Below are 16,027 nucleotides of genomic sequence, written 5' to 3' on the forward strand. Positions count from 1 at the left end.
GTCGGGCTGGGTCAGCTGGTGAAGTCGAAGCGGCGGCCGGTGTGGCGCTGGCGGCTTCGGTACGGCGCGAGTTCGGGGTCGAACTCGCGCTGGAACGCTGCGTAGGTGGCGGCCATGTTCTTGGCGGTGTCGCGGGCGTCGTCAGCGGCCTTCTTGAGCTTCCGGGAGACCCTGCGGGCCCTCATCCGCGAGCCGAACGCGCGGCCTTCGGGGTCCGGGACCTCCTTGAGTACGGCGTTGAGCATTTCTGCGGCGTTGGCGAGCTCGAAGGCGAACTGCAGGAAGAGGCCACGGCCGTTCTCGCAGTAGTTGCGGATGTCGGCGTTTGAGAAGAACTCCGGGTCGGCGAGGGGGCTGTGTCCGCCGTGGCGGGCGCCGTCGCCACGGCCGGTGAACTGCTGGCCGCCCGGGCCGCCGCTGCGTGGGCCGGCCTGGCCGTTGCGGGCGGAGCCGTCGTGGACGTGGAAGTGGTACTCGCGGGTGCGGGTCCGGTTAGTGGTCCGGGTGCGGTTGTTGCCGCCTGTGTTCTGCGGACCGCCGGAGTCCTGGGTGCCGCCGAACCACGACCTTGCTCCCGTGCTGCTGTTGGCGCTGCCGCCGTGCGGGGCGCCGGACCCGTTGCCGCTGCTCGGGGGCGGAGTGAAGGACGACATCAGCGGATCTCCTCGATCGGGTCGGGGGAGGTACGGCGGAGCTGCAGCCACAGGGCCTGAGCGGCGATCGTGGCGATCAGCCACAGAAGTTCGAGCGGGCCGGCGGTGGGGCCGAAGGCGACGGCGAGCGCAGCCCAGGCCGCGGCGGCGATGCCAAGGAGCGCGAGGCCACGGCGCCAACGCCGTACGGACCGGGCCTCGGCAGGACGATGCCGGGAGGTCCACCACAGCCAGACCAGCGGTGCCGCCGTGGCAGGTGCGAGTACCAGCCCGGTCCACCAGGCGAGGACGTGGACGATCGCGGCCGCGACGAACGCGACGACGGCTATCCCGGTCGGCGCCCACGAGCGCCGCCGGTCCCACACCCAGCCGCCGACCGCGTAGGTGGCGCGGGCCGCGAGGGAGGGTTTCTCGGGAACGACCAGGATGATCGGCCCCATCTGCCGACCGCCGAAGCCGCGGCGGCGCTGGCGGGGGACACGGATCGCGGTGGCACCGGGCGGGATCTTCGCGCCCCGGGCACGGGTGCGGTTGGACATGGGAAGGGGCCCTTTCACTGGGTGGGTGAGGCGTGACGGGTGCCGAGCCGGCCGACGCGGCGCCCCATGGCGGTGGCATACGTGTTGTGGCTCGAGGCGGGACGCCACCGGCCTCCGAGGGACTTGGCGGTGTACATGGCCTCGTCGGCGGCACGCAGGCGCTCGTCCAGCGGGGCGCCGGACCGGTCGCCGGGGCGGCAGATGCCGATGGAGGCGCGAGGGACCACAGCACGGTGCCCAAGCCGGACGGGCTCAGAGAGGCACCGGGAGAGGTCGGTGATGTGGTCATCGGCTCGTTCGTCGTCGATGTGGACGACCGCGGCGAACTCGTCGCCTCCAAGCCGTCCGGCGAACCCGCCGTGGTCGGTGCACCACTTCCCCAGGCGTTCGCCAACGGCGGCGAGGAGTGAGTCGCCGGCCGCGTGCCCGAAGCTGTCGTTGATCTGCTTGAACCGGTCCAGGTCGAGCAGCAGCACGCTGGCGTCGGGACGGCGAAGTGCACGGTGGGCGCGGGCGGTGAACGCGGCGCGGGTGCGCAACCCGGTAAGCGGGTCGCGGCGCGCGGCGGACAGGCGTCGGGACAGCCACAGACTGTGGCCGAACCAGCCCAGTAACGACAGGGCTGCCAGGGCGTGCGGCAGGGAATCGGTCACGGTGTGGACTCCAGTTCTGCGGCGCCCGAGAGGGCGAGTACGGGCTCGGCAGCCGCCGGGGTGCGCTGCAGGGCTGCGTCGCGGATGCGGGCTGCGCGGCTGGTGCCGACGCCGTAGGTCTTGATCAGCCAGGTGGCGGACGGCTCCTGCCCGGCGGCCATCCGCTGGCGCGCAGCGTCGATCAGCTCCTGGTCGGTCTTGCCGGGCGGCAGCTCCTGTCGCTTGGGGGTGCTCTTCGCACGACGGCGGGGCTGCCGGGTGCCTGGCGCGGCAGGGGGCTTCGGCGGCGCGGGCGGCAGGGATGCTTCTTCGGCAGGCGGCGGGGACTGCTGTCCGCTGTGTGTGGCAGGGCTGCCGCCACCTGTCTGCGGCATGGGCGGCAGGGTGCGCAGGTGCGCCATGTGAACCAGCAACCCGAGCACGATGGGCGGTACTGCCGAGACCGCGACGATCAGCGGCCAGCCGACCGGGATGACCCGTGCGGCAATCGCGTGATCGACGGCATTTCCGGCGACCGACAGAACGATGGCGCCGATGGCGTTGGCCTTGGCCCAGGCGCGTGCGTGGTCGTTGCGGGTGGACTTGCCCAGCCAGACCCGTACGGCGGTCATCGCGTAGGCGTCGACGGTCAGCGGAAGCAGCCAGGACAGCTGGATCCACCAGCCGGTCCGTACGGCGAGGTCCTGCAGCGCGGCGTACGAGGAGGCCGCGGCGGCCGCGCCGACGGTGCCCATCCCGGCGTACAGCAGCCAGTCCCGGCGCACCGGCGGGCTCTCGGCAGGAGTGTCGTTGGTGTGTGTGGTCACGGCGCTCACCCGACCGCGTCGGAGATGCCGTTGGCGGTGGCGGTGAGGACCTGGGAGACCACGGACTTGGTGGTGTCGGCGACGGTGCCGGACAGGTACAGGCCGATCAGGATGCCGACGATCAGCGTGGACCAGCGGTGGCCGATGTAGGTGCACATCACGACGCCGGCCGCGATCAGGACCAGGAGGATCGAGACGGTCACCACGGGCGAGGAACCGCTCGCGGAGGCGGCGAGCACATGGGCGTTCACGGGAAGGGACTCCTTCAACCAGGAAGTGGGAGGTGTCTGGGGCCCCGCCCGGCGCGGGCGCATCTGGCCGGCGCGCGGGGCGGGAAGAGCGGGCTACCGGTCGTGCTGGGCGATCGTGAGGTCGATCAACTCGGGTGCCGTGCAGAAGCCGACGTAGGTGCCGTTGGCGTGCCAGACGTGCCAGCGCTCGGAGAACAGGCCCGGCACCAAGGCGCAAACCGCGAGGTAGGCCCGGCGGCGGATGACAGGCAGGTCGGGGATGACGACGGACTCGGGCAGCGGGAGCGGCTCGGGCATGGTCACCAGTCCTCCCCGTTCGCGGTCGGGCAGCTCGGGGTGCAGGCGCCCAGGCATACGTCGCAGGTGTCGGCGAGGTAGTCGAGCTCGCGGGCCAGCGTGTAGTCGTCGTCGACAGGCGCCTCGCGGTAGTTCCCGCACACGCACGGGATCAGCAGCGTTGCCGTGCTGTGGTGACCGACAGAGCGGCTCCGAGTGTGGTGGATCCATACGCCTTCGCCCAGGTGCGCGACCGCACACGGCCGCACGACGCTCAGCGACTCGGTCTCGGCTTCGCCCAGGCGCGGATAGCCCGCCCAGGCGGTGTCGGGCAGCACCATGGCCAGCGTCGCCGGGAAGTGGTTGCGGACGTACGAGGCGGCGCTGGCCATGGCCTCCTGGCGGTCGCGCGCCAGCTGCTCTTCCCGCTCACGCGCCCAGTTGAGCTCGACAGTCCCGCGGCTGCGGGTGGCCAGGTCCCGGAGACGGCCCATGACGCTCCCGGGCGCGGGGATGGTGTTCGGCTCGGTCATCGCAGGACTCCCTTCCGAAGCTGGGCGGGGTGGCAGGTGTGGGCACGTGCGGCCCGGCGGGCTGCGCGCTGGTTGCGGTGGGCGGGGTGCCAGCCGCACATCGGGCAGCGGGGTCGCGCGCTCATGCGACCCGCCTCCCGATCAGCGGGAGGTCGGCGGCCGCGAGGGCGGCCAGGCCGTCGTCGGTGATCTGAGGCGCGTACTCCGGGAGTGCACCGAGCTGGTCGAGGGTGTCGATCAGGACGGTGAGCGGTAGCGCGTAGCCGTCGTAGTGGGCGGTGACTGCGGCGCGAGCGGCGCTCAGCAGTTCGCTGTGGTCGTGGTGCAGCGCGGCGAGTTGGCGGCGTAGCTTGCCGTTCGCTTGAGTCAGCGAGGCGATTGTGGGCTTGGCGGTGGTGGGAAGTGTCCGGTCGGACATTGAGCGAACCTCCGAAGAAGGCGGCTGCCGGCGCGCAGACGGGCAGCGCGAAGCAGAGCCGGTGCGACCGGCAGCCGAGTCAGGAGAGGGAGTGAGGAACTTCAGCGGCGGTATCGCCCGCGGGGCTCCCGGCTGTTGACCATCGAGCGCAGCACCACCGCGCACACGGTCAGAGACATCGCGGCGACCGCGACCGAGGCGGCGACCACCGCGACCGACAGCAGCAGTGCCACCAGGGCCGTGCCGACCCCGAGCGCAATGCCCGCACCTACGGCGACCAGCGCCACGGGCGAGAGGCTGGAGCGCTGCGGGGCCGGGAGCGGCGCCTGGTCGTGAAAGCACTGCTGGACTGCGGAGACCGGAGCCTCGAACGGGATCACGCCAGAGGCCGGCGGCGCCGACGAGACGAATGTGCGTCCGAAGGCGTCGGTGAGGACGTACGGCTCACCTGGCTGGGACTGGGGAGCAGTCGGGTACGTCATGCCGCTCGTGCCTCCCTCCGACGCAGCATCCGGCGCTCATCAGCGGTCAGCCCGCCGAAGATGCCGAACCTGTCACCGCGATCCAGCGCGAGCTCCAGACACTTCGTGCGTACCAGGCAGCCCATGCACGTTCGCTTCGCGAGCTCGGTACCCGACGGGGTCCCGTCGAAGAACGCATCCGTGTCCGTCCCCGTGCACGCAGCCCCGCTCAACGGGTTGACGGCGGGCAGATGCTCCTCGAGGGCCAGGCGGAGCGGCATGCGGTGCGGATTGGCGATGCCGCGCAGGTATCGGCGAGCCATCAGCGCACCTCCGCCCGCTCGATCCGGGAGGCCTGGGCCCACTCGTGGCCGCAATGCCCGCACAGCTCACGGGCGGTGTGGGTGCGGGAGACCGGCACGGGGCGGCGGCAGCGCGGGCAGGAAGCCAGGCGGCAGACGGGCCGGCGGTCGTAGGACGGAGATGCGGTCATCACGCCTCCTCCCTCGCAGGCCGGAGCACCAGGCCGTTCCGGTCCGCCCATGCCCGTGCCTGCCGCTCGTCCGCGCGCTCGCAGTGCTTGCCGAAGTCGACGTAGCCGAAGACGTGGTAGGCGATCTGGCCGAAGTGAAGATCCGTGCTGGCGTTCCCCTCGCGGTCGTACACGACCTCCAAGTCGTGCTCGGCGGCGAAGGCCTCGACAGCGGGATTCGAGTGCAGCGGCAGGAGGAGCCGCTGGCCGATCGGGATCGGGGAGGCCGAACACTCCAGCCAGTCCGCCAGCCCGCGAAGGCCGGCGACGTACTGGGCGCGCTCGTCACCCTCGGGGGAGACGGTCGCGACCGATAAGGCCGCGGAAGTACGCTGGTTGAGCATCGTTGAACTCCTTCTGACAAAGGGCGATGCGCTGGCCTCGGCAGGGGTTCGGCAGGTGTTGGCGCACCTTCCGGGCCCGGATCTGCCGGGGCCGTCGTCGTGTCGAGGTGGCTCAAGGTGTCTCACCCAGTCCCAACCTCATGCATTAGGTTCAACCTAGTGCATGAGGTTGTCAAGGCATTCCACGAAAGAGGTTCGCGGTCGCCTGGCTCAGTCCTTTGGAGGTGTGCTGCACTAGCTGTGGCTGGTGCAGTAGGTGCAGGCGGGAGAGGACTCGGAGTGGCTGACACACAGGTAGGCCCCGCGTACAAGCGGCTTGCGGATGAGCTGCGCTCGCAGATCGCTCAGGGGGATCTGCCCGTGGGCTCGGCGCTTCCGTCTGCGTCGCAGCTGATGAAGGCGCATGCCGTGTCCACGACTGTGGTGCGGGACGCGCTCAAGATCCTGAGAGATGAAGGGCTCGTCTACGGCCAGGCCGGCAAGGCGGTCTATGTTCGGGCGACGCCCGAGGAATCTGCCACGGAGCGCATGTCGCTGGATGAGCTCACGCAAGGTCTCCATCAGCTCGAGGAGCGCGTGACGGGACTGTCGGCGCCGGCCGACACCGCGGCCATCGATGAACTGCGCGAAGAGATGGCGGAACTGCGCCGATCAGTCGCCGTTCTTCAGGCACAGTTGATCGAGTTGTACGGCCGTGTGGGGCAGCCGTACCCACGCGACAAGGCGCCGCTCAGGACTGAGGCGCCCGATCAGTCACGCAGGGCTGTCGGCGGCTGAGCCGCACTCGGAGGGGGACATGGAAGGCCCAAGGAAGTCCGGCACGGTCGTGTCGCTGCACGGAAGGGCGTCCTACCGCCCCGACCTGGCGGAACTCGCGCGCAACCAGCTGGCCGCCGCCCGCGTCGCGAAGCGGCTGAGCCCCGCGGACTTCGCGGAGCTGCTGTCGACGATGCTCGACTGGAACGTGAGCCCGGAAGCGCTGGAGTCCTGGGAGACCACCGCGACGCCGCCCGGTGATGTCCTGGTCGCGGCCGAGCTCATCGTGCGGCAGTCCGCACCCGGCCTGACCGACGGCGAGCCGCGCGATGCGCTGACACAGATCGTCGGCGACCAGTTCGCTGATCTCGCAGGTGTCTACGCGAGCCGGTCCGAGTTCCAAGCCAAGGTGTCCGCCTCCGAGCTGTTAGACGACGCCAAGGACATCCGGATGTCAGGGTTGTCGCTCAATCTCCTATGCCAGTCGTACTCCGAGGCCCGTCTCCGGCAGATCGTCGAGGACGGAACGACCCTCAAGGCTTTGTTCCTCAAGCCGTACGGCCACTTCATCGCGGAGCGCGAACACGAAGAGGGCTACCCGGAAGGCCGGCTGTCCGCGCTGACGGCCATGAACCTGACCATCCTGCAGGAGCGCGTCGTGGAGCGGCTCAGCCCGGAGGCGGCGCAGCGCATCGAGTTCGGGGTCTATGACGAGCCCATACGGTTCAACATCACGCTGATCGACGGCCAGTTGTGCGTGGCTCAGCCGTACTTGCCGCAGACTCGCGGTGTCGACTCGCCCACCTTCCTGGTCCGGAAGCGCCGGGTCGCCGGTGGGCTCTATCCGACGTTCGACCAGATCTTCACCACACTGTGGGAGAGGCGGGAAGCCGAATGACCGACCTGCGATCGCTCCTGGGTGTGGCTGGCGCGGCGCTGGACCAGGCGTCGACGCTCGTCACGGACATGGCCGTGGGGGCGGTGCAGGCCAAGGGTGACCGGGACATGGTCTCCGAGATCGACTTCGCCGTAGAGGAGCACGTCCGCACCTTCCTGCAGAAGGAGACCCCGGAGATCGGCTTCCTCGGCGAGGAGAGCGGGGGAGCGGGTGCTGGCGGTGCGCTCACCTGGGCGCTCGATCCGGTGGATGGGACGGCGAACCTCGTCAACGGCATCCCGCTCTGCGGGGTGTCCCTCGGCCTGATCGCGGACAACCGCTCGGTGCTGGGTGTCATCGACCTGCCATTTCTGGGCCAGCGCTACCGCGCGGCGGAGGGCCACGGCGCGTACTGCGGCGACGACCGGATCTGGCCCAGAGAGACGACATCGCTGAACGAGGCGATCGTGGCCATCGGCGACTACGCCGTCGGCGAGCGAGCCCAGGAGAGGAACGCCCGCCGGCTTGACCTCACCGCTCGCCTGGCGGAGAGCGTTCTGCGCGTCCGGATGTTCGGCTCGGCAGCAGTCGATTTGGTGTGGGTGGCTTCCGGGAAGATCGACTGCAGCATCGCGCTCAGCAACCACCCGTGGGACATGGCGGCGGGGGCGGCCATCGCGAGGGAGGCCGGCGCCGTGTTGATGGACGTCGATGGCACTCCGCATGACCTCACGTCTGCGGCCACGATCGCGGTCTCGTCGGCTTTGGGCGACGCTCTGCTGGAACTTCTGACTGGTATCTGAAGAGAGAAGACCTGGTTGCTGTTACGGCCGTACCCGGCAGCCCCGTGCGGAGACTCGGATAGCAGCTCAGCCCGGAAGGTGTCCGTGGCGACCGTCGCTGTGAAGGAGCCGGACCACAACCTCTGCTGCAGTGCGTCGGCGTCAGTTCTCCGGCTCTGTGCGGCGGACAGGTATCAGCCTTGGAGACACGACCGACGACCGGGGTGCCAACTGAGTCGAGTTCACTAACCTGCCTTGAGTGCGAGGACAGTTGGATCGAGGACGGGCGCGGCACAACCCTGACATGATGTCTTCGGCTCGTGCACCTCACTCATTGTATCGGAGTCGCTGTGGAAAATGGACGCGCTTTGGTAATCGGTGTGGGTGCATTCAGAGCCCCTGCATCCAGGATGGATGAGTCCACTGAATCAACGTGGTCGGATCTTCCGTTCGTATATGAGCTGGTCCCAGAGGTGGAAGATCGCTTCCAGAGCTTGGGGTACTCCGTAGATCAGTGCCGCGATCCCGATGCAGCTGCGTTGGCCAGCGCCGTGGACGCCGCCCTAGCGGGCGAGTACAGGGTTGTACACGTGATCTCACACGGCGAGATCGACCCGGCCAACGAGGACAGGCTGGATGTAGTTCCATCCTGCTCTACAACCGGAGGCAGGACCGACGTTGGTGCTTGGCTTTCCGATGCACAGAGAAGACGACGGCATATGCTGTTTCTTGTTGACGCATGCAGGTCAGGCCGAGCTGCCAGGCAGCCGTTTCTGACGAAGCAAGCCGGGCGAGAGACGTATGCTTGGGTTATCGCTGCCGCTGCTAGTGATCAGGACGCCTATAATGGAAAGTTCACTCGAGCCTTGATCGACGTATTGGGCGAGCTGAGGCGCGATGGGCTGGGGACGCACCCCATGTGTCGTTACGTGACATTTTCCAACTTTGCGAAGCGGATCAGTCGTCAAGTGAATGCGCTGGGGGGCATTCCACAGGATGTTTATGCAAATCCTGTGGATCCCAGCATGGAGGAGCCGGAACTGCCATTTTTCCCGAACCCGCGCTACGTGGATCACGGTGACTATCGCGCTCTGCAGAAAGTTGATGCACCCATTCGTTCGTTCCTGTATGACCTTGAGGGGATGGACCCTGCTGACGTCCATCATTTCCTTGACAAGGTGGGCACGCACTTTGTGGGACGACGGAGCGCGCTTGAGCGGCTTGCGCCCTGGCTGGACGATACGGCGGCTGGCGGGCTGTGCGTGGTCACAGGTAGTCCGGGTGTGGGGAAGTCTGCGCTGCTGGGGGCTCTGGTGTGCTCCGCGCATCCTGATTTGGTGGACGCGGTGCCCGGGGTGCGGGATCGATTGCTTGCGCAAGACGCTGCGGGCTGCCCGTCGGTAAACCATTTACTGGCCGCCGTCCATGCGCGCCAGCGAACAATCCAGGACATCGTCGTATCGATTGCGAGCCAACTAAGGCTCACTGCACCAGCAGAAACTTGGGACGTTGAGAGTCTTATTGCGGCGGTAAGAGTTGGTGATGGTCGGGGGGAGGTTCCTCCTGCCATCATCATTGACGCATTGGACGAAGCGGTTGACCCTCAGGGGACCGCACAGTCCCTGCTCATGCCGCTGGCACTGGCTCGAACGCAAAGCGAAGCGCCCGCGTGCAGGCTTCTGGTTGGGATGCGTCCCTGGGAGCAGTTTGCTTCGCTGCGAGATCTCGCCGAATCGGACCATCGCTTGATCGACCTGGACAAGGTGACTGCTGCAGAGCAGCGATCGGACCTGCGTGCATACCTTTTGCGCCGTCTCGCTTCCACACATGGCTATGACACGGCGCAGCAGCGGAAAGTGCGTGAAGCACTCGCCGACCGTGCCGCCGACCGGCTTACCGAAACCGGGCATAGTGAATGGGGTGCCTTCCTGGTGGCTGGTCTTTTCTGCCGGTACCTCAGCACGCTGACTGCCCCGGCCGACGTTGACAATGCGACCCACCTGGGAGCGTCCATCCCTCGAACCCTACCTGAGGTTTTGGAGTTGGACCTCGAGGCCCAGCCATCAGGTCAGACTGCTGTGAGAGCGCTGCTTTCGGCGCTGGCTCACGCCAAAGGCGATGGCATGCCGTGGGGACTTGCATTTCGACTTGCTGCTGCCTTGTCCCCTGCCTTCCACGAGGCAGCTCAGGACCATGTACTCGAGCAGGCTCGCTTCTACCTGCGCAGCAGCGTCGATCGAGATGGCACCGGCTTGTACCGTCTGTTCCACCAGGGCTTGGCCGACTATCTCCGCCAAGTCCCGGATGGCCCTTCCAGCCTTCAGCCTGAGGAGGGAGATCTGGCGTGACTAACATCCCTGCGGCTGGTCGTGTCCTTGACCTTCTCCTTGACGAGATCAGTGGGCCAAGAGGCCTCGATTGGGAAGGTGCACCCGAATACACTCTGCGACACGCAATTGAGCACGCTGTGGACGCCGAACGCGCCGACGAACTTCTTTCAGACCCCCTCTTCCTTGCTCACGCAGACCCCGAGGCGCTGATCCGTGTGCTGGCACAGGCCCGTTCACAACGCGCTCAGTTGGCCGCAGCCGTATACTGCGTGTCTCTTTCCCAACACCGCCGTCTCGCTGCGGCGTCCCGTAGGAACCTACTGGCTGTTGATGCCGCCCGCCTTGGAGCGACACAACTGGTGGACGCTCTGTGCGATGGCCTGTTGCCTGGCGTATGGCGACCTCGATGGGCCACGGGCTCCCAGGTCCTCAGCGGCCTATTGGTGGAGTATCCCTTTAGAGGCGCTGAAACACACGGTGCGGTGTGCCTCAATGGCTTGGAGGGCCAGGTAGCCGTCGTAGCTTTCAGCGGCCATGAGGTGAGTATCTGGCAGCGGGACGCTGACTCTGAAGGTACGACCAAGCAGAGGCAGTTTGACGCCGGCGATCAGGATGTTTCGGCGGTTGCCTGCGTTTACAAGGACGACTCAGCTGTCCGAGTCGTAACAGGTCATGTGGATGGCAGTGTCCGGATGCAAACCATCCTGCTGGAATCAGGGCCGGTGGACTGGATGGGCATGAGTGAGGACGAGGTGCGCCCAGAGTGGGCCGTCGCAGGTGCCCACGTCAGTGCGGTGTCCGTTGTTGCGTGCACAACGGTCGGTGAACGTCCGGCCGCCGTCACCGCCGGCGGAACTGGGGACAACACCTTGCACGTATGGGACCTTGCTTCCGGAGGACCCGGTGCTGTCATCGAGACTGGACACAGCGGAGGTATCTCCGGGCTAGCGATTGCAACGATTGAGGGTCAAACTACAGCCGTCACAGCTGGTGGTATCGGTGATGGTGTCGTCCGTGCGTGGGACCTAGCTAGTGGAGAAATGCAGAGAGCGTTTCCCATCGGACCCGACACGGTGACAGCGCTGACGTCGTCGCCAGATGGGAGATTCCTCTTCACCGGACACTGGGATGGGGAGGTCAAGATGTGGGATCTTCGAACGGGTTACGCGATTACCCGTGGATGGCATCGGTCATCGTCATCCCGCTATCGTCACGAGCTCACCGAGTCAACGCACGCCCCAATTACCTCCCTGGCTTACGCCGTCACTGGCGGCCAGCCAGCGGTTCTCATCGCCCACGAGAACGGCATGGCCGATGTGCGAAGTTTGACTCGTAGCCAACCGGTGGGCGAGTTGATCCCCCGCCATCCGGCGGGCATCGTTGCAGTGGACAGTGCGGTGATGGATGGTCGACCAGTAGCCATGACGGCAGGCACTCGCGGCGACAACATGATTCGGTTCTGGGACCTTACGCTCGGGCATCGGCACGGTACGCCCCAGATCGGTCATGGTACCGAGGTCATCGGCACAGTGGTCTTCGGCGATACCGCCGACGATAGCCTGATCGTCAGTGTCAGCAGCGACGCCACAGTGCGCCTCGCACCCGCAACTGTTCCGCTTGAGGAGCACACCGTTTGGTCTGCAGACTGCGAGGAGATCGCCGACATCGCCTTCTGCTACGTGGAAGGTAGGCCAGCTGCCGCCGCGCTCGTTAATGGTGCCTTGCAGTGCTGGGACATCCTCGCGAACGAGGAACGGTTCGATGTCTCACAACTTGATCCCCACACCCGGCTTACCAATTCAGCGGTGGCGTGCACGACGCTGGAAGGTCGCGCAGTAGCAGTCACGGCGGGTTCTGCTCAGGACTTGCGGTTGTGGGACATGGCCACGGGGCAGCTGGTCCAAAGGTGGAGGGCGAATCGACGTGACATGCACTCAGGAGCACTCGCTTGCTGCACGGTAGACGGTGTGCCCATTGTGGTAGCTGGCATGTATATCTGGGAACTGGCCACAGGAACTTCAAGACGTCTCGCTCTGCGCGAGGACCTAAACCTCGAGCAGGTGACTGCGGTTGGGTGCATGAGCCTTTCCGGAGAGCCACTGGTGGTCGTCGGCTTCAGCCATGGGAAGGCCGGAGTATGGCGGTTGCGAGATGGCTCATTTCACGGACTACTGGACGGTCATGTCGATGCTATTAGTGCGATCACCTGCACCACATTGGGCAAGCGCCCGGTCGCCATTACGGGAAGTAGAGACCGTACCGTGCGCATCTGGGATCTTCGGGATGCCCGTGTCGTGGACGTCCTTCCCATGCCGGAGCCTGTAGGTGCTCTGGCGGCAGGTTCCGGGGGCACGTTGGTCGTAGGCAGTGGGCTTGAAGTCATTGTCATGGAACAAGGCTGGGGGATGTAGCAGTATGCGGGTGCTTGGTGTGCACGGTGTGGGAAATTTCCGTACAGGCGAGTCGTCAGCCGAGGCGGCGCGAAGTCTGGCATTAATCTGGCGTGCAGCGCTTGAAATGCGCTTGGCCGATTGCGGTCTGGAGACAGCTGTCGCCTATTTCGCTGACCTATTGCGGCCAGCTGGTAAGCAAGGAGCCGCAGATGATCTCGACGACCTGGACGGGTTCGCGTTGGAGCTTGCTCGAGAATGGTTTGAGGCCCTGAAACCACCTCAGGAGATCGCCGCCGGACCGGGAACGTGGCCGATTCGTCAGGCAGTTTCGTGGCTAGCTCAAAGTAGATCCCTGGGTAAAGTCCCAACCGAGCGGTTCGTCGCGCGGTTCTTCAAGGAAGTTGCGACCTATCTGGAAGAGCCAACTGGTGCTGCTCGTGTCTCCGCTCGTGCGCGAGTGGCGCAAGCTTGGGCACAGCACCGGCCACAGATCATCATCGCCCATTCTCTGGGGTCTGTGGTCACATACGAAGCGCTCTGGGAGCGGACAGAGATCAATGTCGACTTGCTGATCACTATCGGCTCACCCCTAGCCCTACCGCATGCGGTTTTCCCCCGACTCCAGCCCGGCCCTGAAGTTCGGACGCCTGGACGTCCGCCGGGAGTCAGGAAGTGGGTGAACTTGGCTGACCCTGGTGACATTGTTGCGATTCCACCCGGCGGAATTTCGCAGAACTTCGCTGGCGTTGATGTTGATCGACACACCCTGATCAGCGCATTCGACTTTCACCTTGCCAAGAACTACCTAGCTTCCCGGCAGCTCGCCGACGCTGTAAGGGGGCTTGCGGCGCAGGGCGAGTCGTGTGAGTCCCCGGTGGCAGAGGAATCTCCGGGCCATGGGCGGCCGCCGTGAGCTGCCAGACCTTTGCGGTAGGTGTATCCGCGTACAAGGACCATGCTCGTGGCGGACTACAGCTTCGCCCCGGTCCAGCCCTCGGTCGGCTCTACGGATCCGGGCAGCATCCGGCACAGGGCCTGGTGCTCGGATCGGGCCCTGTGGAGGCGTTCCATGGCCTCCATTGAACGCTTGCACCTGGGGGGAGTGTGGCCAGGCGTGGCTCAGGCAAGGGCTGAAGCTTTATCAGAGGGGAAACGGCTGGTCTGGGGGCCGGGCGCGGCGGAAAGTGATCCTCTTGAGAACTGTCGTGACGTCAGCAGTGTTGCAGCATCAGGTGGTCAATCGTTCCTGCGAGGCCTCGTCCGTTCATCTCATGCCCAGGCCGCGGTGACGGACTGGCACAAAGGCAGTGGGCAGGTGGTGTGGAGCCGTGCATGATTGCCGCATGACTGACGTACGAAAGGACTATGCCGCGTAGGGCTTCCTCGCAGGTCAGGATGGACCTGCAACTTGTCCCACACCCGTGGGACAGCAGAGCGGCGATCCCTGGGCTCTCTCCCAGGGCCCTTGCCGAGATTGCCCGAGTGAGCGGTGCTGGTACTGGTCCGGTGATGCGCACCGAGCTATGACGCGATGGCGGGCCATGGCGTACAAGCCCGGGCCGTGGGTGATGTACGCCGCGCCGGAGGGCGACGGCTGCGAGTGCTGTGATCCCTTCACCGGCGCCGACGTCCGCGCGTTCTTGGAAGAGCTGTGCTCCAGCCTCTGCCGGAGCTCGGCGCGTGAGCTCCGCATGCTGCTCAAGCCGATTGATGAGCGCTTCCTCGCCCGCACGCTCAACGACCGTTCGCCTCGCCGCGCGACCCGTGGTGGAGATGCCGGCTCGAAGCCCCGTGAGCGGGTGGGAGTGGTGGCTGTCAGAGCAAGATCCGGGCCAGCTGCGGGCCGCAGGTCCGCGAAGGGGAGTGCAGGTGGACGTATTCGCAGGTGAGAGGCGGGATCCGATCGCGCCAGGCAGTGAACTGTAAATCCGTCGGCTTAGCCTACCCAGGTTCGAATCCTGGCGCCGCCACGCGATGAGAACGGCCCCTGATCTGCGGAAACGCGCATCAGGGGCCGTTCTGCCGTGCCGGTGTTCAGTGTGCGACCGTCTCGCCCTGTCTCACTGAATCCCGCTCTCCATCAGCGTCTCCGGACGACACGTGGACGAGAATTCTCGACGCCATCAGCGCAGACCGGCCGCGGCGGTCCATGGCGAAGGTCATACGGGCGCTCGGCGCGCTTTCTGCGGCGCGGAGGTGCCGTCGGTTTCCGCCTTCGGGTGAGCGCCGACCCTCAGGGGGCGACGGGCAGGGCGCGCTTGTGGCCGGTGGCGCGGTAGCGGCGGACGATGGTCTCGAAGGCGCGCTCGTCCACCGGCTTGCCCTCCAGGAAGTCGTCGATGTCGTCGTAGGTGACCCCGAGCGCGTCCTCGTCCGCCTTGCCCGGGGCGAGGGTCTCCAGGTCGGCCGTCGGGGTCTTCCACACCAGTTCGGCGGGTGCACCCAGCGCGTCGGCGACGGCGCGCACCCGGCGCTTGGTCAGGCCGGTCAGCGGCACCAGGTCCGCGGCGCCGTCGCCGAACTTGGTGAAGAAGCCGGAGACCGCCTCGGCGGCGTGGTCGGTGCCGACGACCAGCCCGTCGTGCGCGCCCGCCACCGCGTACTGGGCGATCATCCGCTGCCGGGCCTTGATGTTGCCGAGCACGAAGTCCCGGTGGTGGGCGTCGCGGAAGCTCACGCCGGAGGCCGGCAAGGCGGCGAGCGCGGCGTCGCTGGCCGGCTTGACGTCCACGGTCAGCACCTGGTCGGCGCGGATGAAGGCCAGCGCGAGCTGCGCGTCGTGCTCATCCGCCTGAAGCCCGTACGGCAGGCGCATCGCGTGGAACCGCGCCTCGTGCCCGGCCGCGCGGGCGCGTTCCACCGCGAGCTGGCAGAGCCGACCGGTGGTGGTGGAGTCGACGCCGCCGCTGATGCCGAGTACCAGGGAACGCAGACCGGTGGAGGTCAGACTGTCGGCGAGGAAGGCCACCCGGCGCTCGATCTCGTGCTCGGCCTCGAAGGTCCCGGCGACCTGGAGTTCCCGGGCTATCTCCTGCTGCAGGGCGATGGACGCCGACTCGCTCACGTCTGCTCCTTGCTCGGATCGGCGGCGGTCTGCCGCTGTCGCGCTCACCCTAGCCTGTCCGGAGTGAGGCGCTTCCTCGCAGGTCAGGAGGGACGCACCGGGTAGTGCTTCGCGGTGTTGCTTCGCGGACGGGCGGGGGTGGAACGCCGACACCCGGGCTCCGCTCCGGTGCGCTCGGCGGGAGCCCGGGCTGTGCTTCCGTGCGAGGCCACCGAGGTCCGGGCCCGACGGACACCGGCACTCGGGGTGCGGTGCGGCCGTGACCGGTCGGGGTGCGGGGCGGGCACCCACCACCGGGCAGCCACCACCGGGCCACCATCGGGCACCCACCACTGAGGGGTGTGCGTGGCCGCTGGAGG

At 66.8% G+C, this 16,027-nt stretch carries 19 protein-coding genes; 6 read left to right on the plus strand and 13 right to left on the minus strand.

What is annotated here, in order from left to right; translation table 11 throughout:
• Positions 1-11: 11 nt before the first annotated feature.
• The 12 genes from traA to DDW44_RS17800 form a co-directional block, all read right to left on the minus strand.
• A complete protein-coding gene (gene traA / locus DDW44_RS17750) occupies positions 12-653 on the minus strand; it encodes a plasmid transfer protein TraA (RefSeq protein WP_108907047.1) in 642 nt (213 codons plus the stop codon).
• The gene (locus DDW44_RS17755) at positions 653-1,192 is read right to left on the minus strand and encodes a hypothetical protein (protein ID WP_108907048.1); all 540 of its coding nucleotides are present in this window, start codon (positions 1,190-1,192) and stop codon (positions 653-655) included. Before DDW44_RS17755 ends, traA begins: the two co-directional genes overlap by 1 nt.
• 14 nt (positions 1,193-1,206) lie before the next feature.
• Positions 1,207-1,845 carry a GGDEF domain-containing protein gene (locus DDW44_RS17760; protein ID WP_108907049.1) on the minus strand — a complete coding sequence of 213 codons (639 nt, stop codon included), beginning with the start codon at positions 1,843-1,845 and terminating at the stop codon, positions 1,207-1,209.
• Positions 1,842-2,651 (minus strand): DUF2637 domain-containing protein, encoded by an 810-nt coding sequence (locus DDW44_RS17765; RefSeq protein WP_146207030.1) that lies wholly within the window; start codon positions 2,649-2,651, stop codon positions 1,842-1,844. Before DDW44_RS17765 ends, DDW44_RS17760 begins: the two co-directional genes overlap by 4 nt.
• Before the next feature lie 5 nt (positions 2,652-2,656).
• Complete coding sequence (locus tag DDW44_RS17770) at positions 2,657-2,902, minus strand: hypothetical protein (RefSeq protein ID WP_108907051.1); 246 nt, start codon at positions 2,900-2,902, stop codon at positions 2,657-2,659.
• A 93-nt stretch (positions 2,903-2,995) separates the two neighbouring features.
• Positions 2,996-3,199 (minus strand): hypothetical protein, encoded by a 204-nt coding sequence (locus tag DDW44_RS17775; RefSeq protein WP_108907052.1) that lies wholly within the window; start codon positions 3,197-3,199, stop codon positions 2,996-2,998.
• A 2-nt stretch (positions 3,200-3,201) separates the two neighbouring features.
• Entirely contained in the window at positions 3,202-3,711 is a 510-nt protein-coding gene (locus tag DDW44_RS17780) for a hypothetical protein (RefSeq protein ID WP_108907053.1), read from the minus strand.
• A 121-nt stretch (positions 3,712-3,832) separates the two neighbouring features.
• The gene (locus DDW44_RS17785) at positions 3,833-4,129 is read right to left on the minus strand and encodes a hypothetical protein (RefSeq protein WP_108907054.1); all 297 of its coding nucleotides are present in this window, start codon (positions 4,127-4,129) and stop codon (positions 3,833-3,835) included.
• 101 nt (positions 4,130-4,230) lie between these two features.
• Positions 4,231-4,611 carry a SpdD-like protein gene (locus tag DDW44_RS17790; RefSeq protein ID WP_108907055.1) on the minus strand — a complete coding sequence of 127 codons (381 nt, stop codon included), beginning with the start codon at positions 4,609-4,611 and terminating at the stop codon, positions 4,231-4,233.
• Positions 4,608-4,913, minus strand: coding sequence for a WhiB family transcriptional regulator (locus DDW44_RS33215; RefSeq protein ID WP_279634808.1), 306 nt, complete (start codon positions 4,911-4,913; stop codon positions 4,608-4,610). The genes DDW44_RS17790 and DDW44_RS33215 overlap by 4 nt, the downstream gene beginning before the upstream one ends.
• Complete coding sequence (locus DDW44_RS32110) at positions 4,913-5,083, minus strand: hypothetical protein (RefSeq protein WP_167455506.1); 171 nt, start codon at positions 5,081-5,083, stop codon at positions 4,913-4,915. Before DDW44_RS32110 ends, DDW44_RS33215 begins: the two co-directional genes overlap by 1 nt.
• Positions 5,083-5,466: a hypothetical protein gene (locus DDW44_RS17800; RefSeq protein ID WP_108907056.1), complete on the minus strand. Its 384-nt coding sequence runs from the start codon at positions 5,464-5,466 to the stop codon at positions 5,083-5,085. The genes DDW44_RS32110 and DDW44_RS17800 overlap by 1 nt, the downstream gene beginning before the upstream one ends.
• 279 nt (positions 5,467-5,745) lie before the next feature.
• Here DDW44_RS17800 and DDW44_RS17805 point away from each other — a divergent pair, with 279 nt between their 5' ends.
• The 6 genes from DDW44_RS17805 to DDW44_RS31725 all read left to right on the plus strand — a co-directional run bounded on the left by DDW44_RS17805 (position 5,746) and on the right by DDW44_RS31725 (position 13,517).
• On the plus strand, positions 5,746-6,243 hold the full coding sequence (locus tag DDW44_RS17805) for a GntR family transcriptional regulator (protein WP_167455507.1): 498 nt from the start codon (positions 5,746-5,748) through the stop codon (positions 6,241-6,243).
• Between the two features lie 19 nt (positions 6,244-6,262).
• Positions 6,263-7,120, plus strand: coding sequence for a DUF5919 domain-containing protein (locus DDW44_RS17810; RefSeq protein ID WP_146207031.1), 858 nt, complete (start codon positions 6,263-6,265; stop codon positions 7,118-7,120).
• Positions 7,117-7,902: an inositol monophosphatase family protein gene (locus tag DDW44_RS17815; protein WP_108907059.1), complete on the plus strand. Its 786-nt coding sequence runs from the start codon at positions 7,117-7,119 to the stop codon at positions 7,900-7,902. Before DDW44_RS17810 ends, DDW44_RS17815 begins: the two co-directional genes overlap by 4 nt.
• Before the next feature lie 329 nt (positions 7,903-8,231).
• Entirely contained in the window at positions 8,232-10,229 is a 1,998-nt protein-coding gene (locus DDW44_RS31720; RefSeq protein ID WP_425275644.1) for an AAA family ATPase, read from the plus strand.
• A gap of 119 nt (positions 10,230-10,348) precedes the next feature.
• Positions 10,349-12,622, plus strand: coding sequence for a WD40 repeat domain-containing protein (locus tag DDW44_RS17820; protein ID WP_167455508.1), 2,274 nt, complete (start codon positions 10,349-10,351; stop codon positions 12,620-12,622).
• Between the two features lie 4 nt (positions 12,623-12,626).
• On the plus strand, positions 12,627-13,517 hold the full coding sequence (locus DDW44_RS31725) for a hypothetical protein (RefSeq protein ID WP_146207034.1): 891 nt from the start codon (positions 12,627-12,629) through the stop codon (positions 13,515-13,517).
• A 1,320-nt stretch (positions 13,518-14,837) separates the two neighbouring features.
• On the opposite strand, the gene nadE is transcribed toward DDW44_RS31725, so the two are convergent.
• Complete coding sequence (gene nadE / locus DDW44_RS17825; protein WP_108907061.1) at positions 14,838-15,668, minus strand: ammonia-dependent NAD(+) synthetase; 831 nt, start codon at positions 15,666-15,668, stop codon at positions 14,838-14,840.
• Between the last annotated feature and the right edge of the window lie 359 nt (positions 15,669-16,027).

The organism is Streptomyces tirandamycinicus, from assembly GCF_003097515.1.
Taxonomy (GTDB): Bacteria; Actinomycetota; Actinomycetes; order Streptomycetales; family Streptomycetaceae; genus Streptomyces; species Streptomyces tirandamycinicus.